1 protein-coding gene is annotated in these 213 nt (G+C 64.8%); it reads left to right on the top strand.

All coding sequences use genetic code 11. The features are described from left to right. Positions 1–6: 6 nt before the first annotated feature. Positions 7–213 (top strand): replication initiator protein A (locus B7G66_RS16740; RefSeq protein WP_275404489.1); only part of this gene is annotated, 207 nt, incomplete at its 3' end.

Genomic DNA, 213 nt, shown 5'->3' with positions numbered 1-213 from the left:
TTTGCCATGGGGCGTGTCACCATGCAGGTGTCAGGTCGCGATGATAGCCCGATGGCAACCATATGGGATGCCGATATCCTGATCTGGGCTGTGTCCCGTCTCGTGGCCGCGCGCAGGCGGGGCGTGCCGGTTTCACCTCGTGTGCAGGGCAGCATGAGTGAGGTGCTGAGCTTCATCGGGCGCGATCCCGCCGCCACCCGCTATGAGCGGCTC

Source organism: Novacetimonas hansenii JCM 7643 (assembly GCF_000964405.1).
Classification (GTDB): domain Bacteria; phylum Pseudomonadota; class Alphaproteobacteria; order Acetobacterales; family Acetobacteraceae; genus Novacetimonas; species Novacetimonas hansenii.
The sequence above is the reverse complement of the archived record's forward strand: the minus strand, read 5'-3'. Positions and strand labels throughout refer to the sequence as shown.